This window comes from Marinobacter algicola DG893, from assembly GCF_000170835.1.
GTDB lineage: Bacteria > Pseudomonadota > Gammaproteobacteria > Pseudomonadales > Oleiphilaceae > Marinobacter > Marinobacter algicola.
Window position 1 is genome coordinate 61,509 of record NZ_ABCP01000015.1, and the last position, 9,830, is coordinate 71,338.

At 57.5% G+C, this 9,830-nt stretch carries 9 protein-coding genes and 1 pseudogene; 3 read left to right on the forward strand and 7 right to left on the reverse strand.

The features are described from left to right. Positions 1 to 4: 4 nt before the first annotated feature. The 6 genes from MDG893_RS11465 to flhA all read right to left on the reverse strand — a co-directional run bounded on the left by MDG893_RS11465 (position 5) and on the right by flhA (position 6,525). Positions 5 to 793 carry a protein phosphatase CheZ gene (locus MDG893_RS11465; RefSeq protein WP_007153955.1) on the reverse strand — a complete coding sequence of 263 codons (789 nt, stop codon included), beginning with the start codon at positions 791 to 793 and terminating at the stop codon, positions 5 to 7. Between the two features lie 20 nt (positions 794 to 813). After that, positions 814 to 1,197: a chemotaxis response regulator CheY gene (cheY, locus tag MDG893_RS11470; RefSeq protein WP_007153956.1), complete on the reverse strand. Its 384-nt coding sequence runs from the start codon at positions 1,195 to 1,197 to the stop codon at positions 814 to 816. A gap of 176 nt (positions 1,198 to 1,373) precedes the next feature. After that, complete coding sequence (locus tag MDG893_RS11475) at positions 1,374 to 2,105, reverse strand: RNA polymerase sigma factor FliA (protein ID WP_040474539.1); 732 nt, start codon at positions 2,103 to 2,105, stop codon at positions 1,374 to 1,376. A 30-nt stretch (positions 2,106 to 2,135) separates the two neighbouring features. Continuing rightward, positions 2,136 to 2,948, reverse strand: coding sequence for a MinD/ParA family protein (locus tag MDG893_RS11480; protein WP_007153958.1), 813 nt, complete (start codon positions 2,946 to 2,948; stop codon positions 2,136 to 2,138). 46 nt (positions 2,949 to 2,994) lie between these two features. After that, positions 2,995 to 4,290 carry a flagellar biosynthesis GTPase FlhF gene (flhF, locus tag MDG893_RS11485; RefSeq protein ID WP_007153959.1) on the reverse strand — a complete coding sequence of 432 codons (1,296 nt, stop codon included), beginning with the start codon at positions 4,288 to 4,290 and terminating at the stop codon, positions 2,995 to 2,997. A 60-nt stretch (positions 4,291 to 4,350) separates the two neighbouring features. Next, on the reverse strand, positions 4,351 to 6,525 hold the full coding sequence (flhA, locus tag MDG893_RS11490) for a flagellar biosynthesis protein FlhA (RefSeq protein ID WP_007153960.1): 2,175 nt from the start codon (positions 6,523 to 6,525) through the stop codon (positions 4,351 to 4,353). 223 nt (positions 6,526 to 6,748) lie between these two features. Here flhA and upp point away from each other — a divergent pair, with 223 nt between their 5' ends. The 3 genes from upp to MDG893_RS11505 are packed head-to-tail and all read left to right on the forward strand — an operon-like array spanning position 6,749 to position 9,502. Further along, positions 6,749 to 7,387 (forward strand): uracil phosphoribosyltransferase, encoded by a 639-nt coding sequence (gene upp, locus MDG893_RS11495; RefSeq protein ID WP_007153961.1) that lies wholly within the window; start codon positions 6,749 to 6,751, stop codon positions 7,385 to 7,387. A gap of 2 nt (positions 7,388 to 7,389) precedes the next feature. Next, positions 7,390 to 8,646, forward strand: a complete 1,257-nt coding sequence (locus tag MDG893_RS11500) for a uracil-xanthine permease family protein (protein ID WP_007153962.1) — start codon at positions 7,390 to 7,392, stop codon at positions 8,644 to 8,646. Beyond that, a complete protein-coding gene (locus MDG893_RS11505; RefSeq protein ID WP_244264419.1) occupies positions 8,627 to 9,502 on the forward strand; it encodes a class I SAM-dependent methyltransferase in 876 nt (291 codons plus the stop codon). The genes MDG893_RS11500 and MDG893_RS11505 overlap by 20 nt, the downstream gene beginning before the upstream one ends. Positions 9,503 to 9,509: 7 nt before the next feature. On the opposite strand, the pseudogene MDG893_RS11510 reads toward MDG893_RS11505, so the two are convergent. Beyond that, positions 9,510 to 9,830: pseudogene (locus MDG893_RS11510) on the reverse strand (hypothetical protein); the annotation flags it as partial.

A 9,830-nucleotide genomic window follows, 5' to 3' on the forward strand; every position in this document is an offset into this window, starting at 1 on the left:
TTACTCAGAAACCGAGACTGGACAGAAGATCATCAACATCGTCCTGTCCCGATACTACGTCTTCGCGTTCTTCGGCCTTGATCTGTGGACCGACACCCTGTTCCGCCGATATCTTTTCCCGTTCTTCCAGTTCATGCACGGTGCCGGTCATCTGGTCCACATGGCTCGCCATCACTACCAGGCTCAACAGATGCTCTTCCACCTCTTTAACCAGAGTGGTGACTTTTTGGATCACCTGCCCAGTGAGGTCCTGAAAATCCTGGGCCAGGAGAATTTCGGACAGGTTGTCGTACATCGCCCCCGCGTCGGCATTCAGAGTTACGAAAAACGTGTCGATACGGGCATAGAGCTCACGAAATTCCGCCGGGGCCATCTCACGGCGGCGAAGTTTCTGCCACTGGTCCCTCAGCTCGGCCGCCTCGTCACGAAGGGCGCTGGCCTTGGGCATAGCCTCCTCAACCAGATCCATGGTCCGATTGGCCGCTTTACCGGTCATCTGAACCACGTATTCCAGACGATCCGACGCATCGGTCATCTTCGACAGGGCTTCTGACTGTTCGGCGTTACGGGGATCAATCTGGAAATTGCGGATTGCCTCGTGGAGGCTGCGGGTCAATCGGCCGACTTCCCGATACAGACTCTGGTCCCTCACCTCGCTCAACTCATTGATCAGGCTCATCGCACGGCCATAGTCACCTGCGTTGACCTGCTCAACCAACTCGGCCGCCTGGCTGCGGAGTTTTTCCGTAACCTCCGGGTCGAGCCCCTGTTGGTCTTTTTTGCTATTGCTCATGGGAGCCGTCCGACCTCTGATTACTGGATTCGTTCGAAGATTTTCTCAATCTTCTCCTTGAGTACGGCAGCCGTGAAGGGCTTAACCACATAGCCGTTCACGCCGGCCTGCGCAGCGGCGACGATTTGGTCGCGCTTCGCCTCGGCAGTCACCATGAGCACAGGCAGGGTCTTCAGGCCGTCATCGGCACGGACTTCCTTGAGCAGATCGAGCCCGGACATCCCCGGCATATTCCAATCGGTTACCAGAAAATCGTATTTGCCGCTCTTGAGCATCGGCAGTGCCGTGTTGCCATCGTCTGCTTCGTCAGTGTTGGTAAAACCGAGATCGCGAAGCAGGTTCTTAATGATCCGTCGCATTGTGGAGAAGTCATCCACAATCAGGATTTTCATATTCTTGTCCAATGGGACCTCCAGTTAAAAACGCCCGGAATTCGTTTTTGGCTTCCGGCTCACAGTCTAGCAGGCCGGTCGTTTAACCGCTTATTGTGTGGCCTTTGAGCCGGTTGTAAAGCACCGGTTACCAAAAGGCTACAGTAAAGAATGCCTGGTAACGCCGTTCAATGGGACTGGCAGCCTGTTCAGCTCTGCCAACCAGTAAGACGCCCCCGCAGACGGAGCGCGGCCTGGCTGTGAATCTGGCTGACCCGGCTTTCACTGACGCCCAACACAGCACCGATTTCCTTCAGGTTCAGCTCTTCCTGGTAGTAAAGGCTGAGCACCAGCTTTTCCCGCTCGGGCAGGTCACCTATCGCAGTTGCCAGACTCTTCCGGAAATTGTCAGACGCCAGGCCATCCAACGGGTTATCACTGTCCTCTGTTTCTTCTATCGGCAGCTCGCCGGATTCATTGAGCTCATCCAGGCTAAAAAGTCGGCCACTGTTGGCATCGCTCAGGGAGGAATAGTATTCGTCGAGGTCCAGCCCAAGCTCCTCAGCCACTTCCGAGTCTTGAGCTTCACGGCCCAGGCGGTCCTCGACAGCCTTGATGGCTTTGGCAATGCGGCGGGAGTTCCTGTGGACAGATCGGGGGACCCAGTCACCTTTGCGAATTTCATCCACCATGGCTCCGCGTATCCGGATGCCGGCGTAGGTTTCAAAGGTAGCCCCTTTGTCGGAACTGTATCGTTGTGCAGCTTCCAACAAGCCAATCATGCCTGCCTGCATAAGGTCGTCCAGCTGGACAGATGCCGGCAGCCGCGCCATGAGATGAAGCGCTATTTTCTTGACCAGAGGGGCTTGCTCCTCAACGAGCTGGGAAGGTCCTCTTGTACCCGTCCGGTTGTAGATTCCAAGTTCTTTCGCCAATGTCATGTATCCGGCTATTCAGTGACAGGATCAAAATCAGACTTCGACGAGCCGCTCCACAAAGAATTCCAGATGTCCCCGGGGCGACGATGGCAGCGGCCAGCTGTCCACTTTCTCCGCAAGGCTCTTGATCGCCAACGATGCTTTTGCCCGCGGATAGGCATCCAGCACGGCACGCTGGCGCTGTACCGCCTTCTTTACCGCCTCGTCATACGGCACGATACCCACATATTGTAGTGCTACATCAAGAAAGCGCTCGGTCACCCGGGTCAGTTTTTCAAACAAATGGCGACCTTCCTGCTCATTCCTGACCTGATTAGCCAGTATACGGAAGCGGTTGGTGCCGTAATCCCGGTTCATAAGCTTTATAAGGGCGTAGGCATCGGTGATAGAGGTAGGTTCATCACAGACAACCAGTAATAGTTCCTGTGAGGCTCGGAGGAAACTGACCACCGATTCGGAAATACCCGCAGCGGTATCAACGATCAGCACATCGATCTGGTCACCCAGTTCGCTGAACGCGTTGATCAGGCCGGCGTGCTCCAGATTGGAAAGTTGGGTCATGCGCTGGGTGCCCGAGGAAGCAGGCACGATTTTTATGCCCCCGGGGCCGTTGACCAATACGTCCCGTAGATCACACTCCCCGGCGATGACGTCCTGGATATTGCGATTGGCGGTAATGCCAAGCAGAACGTCAATGTTAGCAAGGCCCAGGTCGGCATCGAGAAGTACCACCCGGCGCCCCATTTGTGCGAGGGCGATGCCAAGGTTCACTGATACGTTGCTCTTGCCAACGCCGCCTTTCCCGCCGGAAACGGCAATCACCTGTACCGGATGTGGTTTGCTCATACTGACTCTGATCTCTTGCCGCGTTAAACCGCAGGCTGTGTTGTTTTTAAACAGCGACCGCCTGTTGCTGCTGGAGTTTCTTCAGCCTCTCCACGGCCAACCGCACCAGCGGAATGGACTCAGCGTGGTGCAGGTCTTCCGGGATTTTCTGACCGTCGGTGTAATACGCCACCGGCAATCCCGTTTCCATGACGAATCCCAGCGATTCACCCAGGGTCAGTGCTTCATCGATTTTGGTCATCACACAACCCGTAAGATTTGCCATCTTATAGCAATGCCAAACGGATTTCATGATGCGCGGCTGACTGGTTGCCGAAACCACCAGATGGGTTCGAATCCGATGGTGACTGCGAGCCAGCTCCATAAGCTGCTCCTCGTAGCCCTTGTCGGTGCTGGTCAGGCCAGCGGTATCAATCAACACCAGGTGCCGGTCCGACAGTTCGTCCAGTATGTCGTCCAGGGAATGGGTTTCGTCCACAACCCGAACTGGAACGTTCAGTATGCGCCCGAATACAAATAGTTGCTCATGGGCCGCGACCCGATAGCGATCGGTGGTGACCAGCGCCAGAGAGTCGGCACCGTGGCGCAGCACATAGTGCGCGGCCAACTTGCCGATGGTCGTCGTCTTTCCGGACCCGGTTGGGCCCACCAGGGCGTAGACACCGCCCTCATCCGCCCATTCAGTACGCGCGGTCTTCACACCGGCGGCCAGCATTTTCAGAGACTGCTTCCAGCCATCCTCAAGCCGGCCTGCGCGGTGGCGCCGGGACAGAGAGTTGGCGAGCTCCAGCCCGAGACCAAACTCCTGCAACCTCTCAGACAGCCTCTGCTGTACTGCGTTCACCGCTGTTTGTTCGGGTTCACCGCCATTCCGGGCACTGACCAGGTCACGAAGGGAACTGATCTCCGCACGCATTTGCGCCAGTTCTCCGGAATAGGCAGCGCTGGCAGCGGTAGGCTCTTCAACCACCATGTCATCGTCGGCCAGCGATTCTTTCGACAAGCCAGCGTGGCCGAAGTCCCCACCCCCAACCGCATTACCATAGGTCGCGCGCTTTTCCCGCACTTCCCGAATACGATCGCGAGAGCGGCCGAGTTCGTCCTCCAGGCGGCGATGCTGTTCCGCCTGCATTTCGGCTAGCCGTGAGCCATTGGTGGCTTCCCGCGCAGCGTCACCGAGGCGTTGGCGCGCCATATTTTCGTCATAATCGAGCGCTGTCACAATTTCGACGCCGCCATCCACACGACGATTGGAAAGGATTACGGCATCGGGACCCATCTGATCCCGCACCTGACGCAGTGCCTCTGCCATGCTTTGGGCAAAAAACCGCTTAACTTTCATAATGATGCTTCCTCCCCGGTCAGCGCTTTCCAGCGCCTTCCGCCTTTCCAGCCGCGGTCTTTACTGACCGACGGATGCGACAATAGTGATCTGTTTGTTATCCGGAATTTCCTGATACGACAGTACATGCAGGCGCTCTACTCCATAGCTGGCAAACCTCGCCAGTACCGGGCGCAAAGGCCCGGAAACCAATAGAATCGCCGGCTTGCCCAACATCTCCTGGCGCTGAACGCTGTCCTGGAGCGACCGCTGAAGCTTCTCAACCATATTTGGCTCCAGCACCAGCCCGATGTCTTCCTGACCGCCGGATTGTTGACTCTGCTGCATGGACTTCAGCAATAACTGTTCCAAGTCTGGATCCAACGTGATTACCGGGATCTCTGCGTCGTTGCCACAGATACTCTGGACAATCATCCGGCGCAGTGACTGGCGGGCAACCGTGGTCAGCAGCTTCGGGTCCTGGCTCTTCGGATGAACGTTCACGATCGCTTCGGCAATAGAGCGCATGTCACGGATCGGCACTTCCTCTTTCAGCAGGTTTTGCAGCACCTTCAGCAGCAAGCTGATGGAAATGGTGGTGGGTACCAGCTCTTCCGCCAGCTTCGGAGATACTTTTTCGAGCTGCTCCAGCCACTTCTGAACTTCCTCATGGCCAAGCAGTTCATGGGCGTGTTTCTGCAGGATCTGGTTAAGGTGGGTTGCCACCACAGTGCTGGCGTCGACGACGGTATAACCAAGGGTCTGTGCCTGATCTTTCTTGTCCGGCTCAATCCAGCTGGCGTCCAGGCCGAAGGCGGGGTCTTTGCCCTCTATTCCTTCGATCTTGCCGAACACCTGGCCCGGATCAATCGCCAGCTCACGGTCCGGATGGATTTCTGCCTCGGCAATGGTGACGCCCATCAGAGTGATCCGGTAGACATTGGGCATCAGGTCAAGGTTGTCGCGGATATGGACCGAAGGCATCAGAAAGCCCAGATCCTGTGAAAGCTTTTTGCGAACGCCCTTGATACGGCTAAGTAGTTGACCGCCCTGGGACTTGTCCACCAGGGGAATCAAGCGATAGCCCACCTCCAGGCCCACAATATCCACAGTGGCCACATCGTCCCAACCGAGTTCCCGGGTTTCTCCCGGCGGCGGCAACTGGGCACTGTGTTCACCGCCCTCACCACCAGGCGGCAGGTCGCGCCCCGGGCCTGCCGGGCGGGCACCACCGCCCCGGACCGGGAACACACCGTCCTCCTCGACGGTCTGGCGCTCCTGTTGCCATATGTACCAGGCGATACCGGCTGCAATCGCGCCCAAACCAAGGAATGCTACGTGCGGCATGCCTGGAATCAGACCAAGAATGATGAGGATGACGGCCGCGATACCGAGTGCCTTGGGGGCATTGAACATTTGCTGCAGTATCTGCCCACCCATGTCCTGACTGGATGTAACCCGGGTGACCATGATGGCGGCGGACGTCGACAACAGCAGTGACGGAATCTGTGCCACCAGGCCGTCACCAATGGTCAGCAGCGCATAGTTCTGAGTAGCGGTACCAAAATCGAGACCGTGCTGGAGCATACCGATGGCAATGCCACCGATCAGGTTGATGGCCAGTATCAGCAGGCCGGCAACGGCGTCACCCTTGACGAATTTACTGGCACCGTCCATGGAACCGTAGAAGTCGGCCTCCTGGGCGATTTCCGCCCGGCGATGCTTGGCTTCTTCCTGGTTGATCAAACCAGCGTTAAGGTCGGCATCGATGGCCATCTGCTTACCCGGCATGGCATCCAGGGTGAAACGCGCGCTGACTTCCGATACCCGGCCGGCACCTTTGGTGACCACCAGGAAGTTGATGATCATGAGGATGGCAAAGACCACCAGGCCAACCGCGTAGTTACCGCCAATAAGAACCGCGCCGAACGACTCGATGACCTTACCGGCCGCATCACCGCCCTCATGGCCGTTAAGCAGAACAATCCGCGTGGAGGCTACGTTGAGCGCCAGCCTCAACAATGTGGCCACCAACAGAACGGTCGGAAAGGAGGCAAACTCCATCGGCCGCAAGGCGTAGACACACACCAGCAGGATCACGATCGACAAGGTGATGTTGAAAGTGAAGAACACGTCCAGCATGAACGCCGGCATGGGCAGAATCATCATGCCCAGCAATCCCATCAACATCACGGGAATGCCGAGATTACCCCGCGTCAGGGATTTGACATTGTTGAGGACTAGCGCTCGGTCCATGCCGGGAAATTCTCCGATTGGCGGTTAACCGCAGGGGTGTGCGGGTCGTTTTTTTGACGCTGACGCATCGTTTGACGGAGTATTCGCAAGATCCGTACCACCCCTTACGGCTTTTCTTCTTACCGCGCCTGACGGGCTCGGCAAGATACGGTATCCTTGCGCCATTTGATGGCGTCTTTACTGCGCCCAATCACTTCATCGACCCAGACGCAAAGGTGAGCCCATGCCAATTCACGAGGTCAAGCACCCCCTTATCCGCCATAAACTCGGCCTGATGCGCCGCTCTGACATCAGCACCAAGAATTTCCGGGAGCTGGCTCAGGAAGTCGGTGCTCTGTTGACGTACGAGGCCACCAAGGATTTTTCACTGCAAAAGAAAACCATTGAAGGCTGGGCCGGCCCGGTGGAAATTGAACAGATCCAGGGCAAGAAAATCACCATCGTGCCAATCCTTCGGGCTGGTCTGGGCATGCTGGACGGCGTGCTCACCCTGATTCCCGGTGCCCGGGTAAGCGTTGTCGGCCAGGTACGCAACGAGGAAACCCTGGAAGCCAGCACCTATCTTGAAAAGCTGGTAGGTGAACTGGATGAGCGCATGGCCATGATCATCGACCCCATGCTGGCCACCGGTGGCTCCATGATCTCCACCATCGACCTGCTGAAAAAAGCCGGGAGCACCGAGATCCGCGCCCTGGTATTGGTTGCGGCGCCGGAAGGCGTGGAAAAGGTGTTGGAGAAGCACCCGGATGTGTCGATCTACACCGCATCGATGGATGACAGGCTGAACGAAAAAGGTTATATCCTTCCAGGGCTTGGCGACGCCGGCGACAAAATTTTCGGCACCAAGCAGAAGGACGTTTAACCATGCAGGATCATAGCACCGACCCGGTCTGGAAACAGGCCATTGCCGGCTCACAGATGCTGCTGGTGGCCTTTGGCGCATTGGTACTGATGCCGCTGATTACCGGCCTCGACCCCAACGTTGCGCTGTTCACCGCCGGTATTGGCACCCTGATTTTCCACATCGTCACTGGCGGCCAGATCCCCATTTTTCTGGCTTCATCCTTCGCCTTTATCGCACCGATCATTGCCGCCAAGGGGCGCTTCGGCCTTGAGGAGACACTCGGTGGCCTCATGGCCGCGGGCATCCTGTATATCATCCTCAGTGGCGCGGTACGTCTGCGCGGTACCGGTTTCATCACCCGCCTGCTGCCCCCGGTGGTGATCGGCCCGGTGATCATGGTGATCGGCCTTGGCCTGGCGCCGGTGGCCGTCCACATGGCTTCCGGCCGCACCGGTGATGGCGCGCAACAACTGGTGCCCTACGATACCGCCATCTGGATTGCGATGATTTCCCTGGCCGTGACCGTGATCATGGCAGTCTGGTCCAGCGGTATCTTCCGCCTGATCCCGATCATGTTCGGCATTATTGTTGGGTACATACTGTCAGCCTTCGCCGGCATCGTTGACCTGTCTCCCATCACCAACGCACCCTGGTTCGCCATCCCCAATTTTGTAGCGCCGGAGTTCAGCTGGGCAGCCATCCTGTTCATGATTCCTGTGGCCATCGCACCAGCCATTGAGCACATTGGCGACATCCTCGCCATCGGTACCGTCACCCGCAAAAACTACCTTGAGAAACCCGGCCTGCACCGCACTCTGCTGGGCGACGGCCTTGCCACCAGCGCTGCCTCAGCCCTTGGTGGCCCGCCCAACACCACCTACTCTGAAGTCACTGGCGCGGTGGTGCTGACCAAGAACTTTAATCCAAAAGTCATGATCTGGGCGGCGTGCATTGCCATTGTGCTGGCGTTCATCGGCAAATTCGGCGCAGCGCTCCAAACCATCCCAGCGCCGGTCATGGGCGGTATCCTGTGCCTGCTGTTCGGCTCTATTGCCGTTGTCGGCCTGAATACCCTGATCCGTCACCAGGTCGACCTCTCGCAGGCACGCAACCTGGTGATCGTTGCTGTTACCCTGGTCTTCGGTATCGGCGGCATGGCAATTGGTAATCTGGAAGGTATTGCCCTTTGCGCGGTGGTTGCCATAGCCCTCAACCTGATCCTGCCAGGCAAAGGCGAAGCATGGGGCGCAAGGATTCATGAGAAAGACACCCACTGACAACGGGCCAATGAAAGCGGCTGACAGCTCCGGCATCAGCTTTACTGCCCTCTATACCGGTGCCGTGTGGCACCGGTACGGCCTCTCCAACGAAGTGCTTGCAACGGACCAGGGGCGCTGGCTGTATCACCTGATGACGCCATTCGAGGTAGGCAGCAAAACACTCATCGGCGGCAACATCCGAACCTTCCTGCTGCAGCGCCACCTGATCATCGACCACCTGATCGAACAGGCTCTCGAACGTGGCGTCACCCAGGTTCTGGAAATTGCCTGCGGCATGTCTCCAAGGGGCATCCGCCTGCGGGAAAAGCACCCACACCTCCATGTGGTGGAAGCCGACCTCCCCGACATGGCCACCCAAAAAGCCGCAAGACTCCTGGCATCCGGCCACCTTGGTGATCACCATCAGGTAATGCCCATCGACATCCTGGCGGAGTCCGGCGAACAGACGCTGGAGGCGGTTTTCGCGAGAGCGTTCGACAGCAAAGAACCAGTGGTTGTCGTCACCGAGGGACTGACCAGTTATTTTTCCTTGCCCGTTATTTCCGAATTCTGGAAACGCCTGGCGGCACTGCTGCAACAACGGCCGGGTTCGGTCTACCTGTCAGAAAGCTACCTGATGCCGGATCAGCCGCTGTTACGCGGAGCCCTGAAATCCCTCGGCGGACTGCTCAGCACGGTTACCCGAAGTGATGTCAGCTTTCATTTCCTGGACGATCAACAAGCGGCTGAACACTTCGGTGCCTGCGGCTTTCCTTCCGTTGCAGTCCATAACCCTGCCAACTTTTACGGCCACCTTCCGATTCCAGAAAGCCGACATGATCCTATGGTTCGGGTTATTGAGGCCTCGGCGTAACCCGCTTTTAGCCTTCCAGTTTGGAGTTAGCGGGTGTGGGAAAGGGACTCCTAAAAAACGCCTGTGAATACATACCTGTCACGCTCGGACGGAACGCTTGCCACCTCTCGGTGTATTCGTACTCGTGCACGCCACTGACCCAGCGCTGCGTGGCTTCCTCCAACACCTGTTGGAAAGCCCTTGCCAGCTTGGGGAACGCCGCCAGATCCCGCGCCATGCGTTCGCGGTCCTGCCACTCGGGGCGCAAACGCTCCACCACCTGGGTATGGTCAAACTCATTGAACCCTTCCACCGCCTGCATGTCTGGCAGTGCATCACCGTAACCACT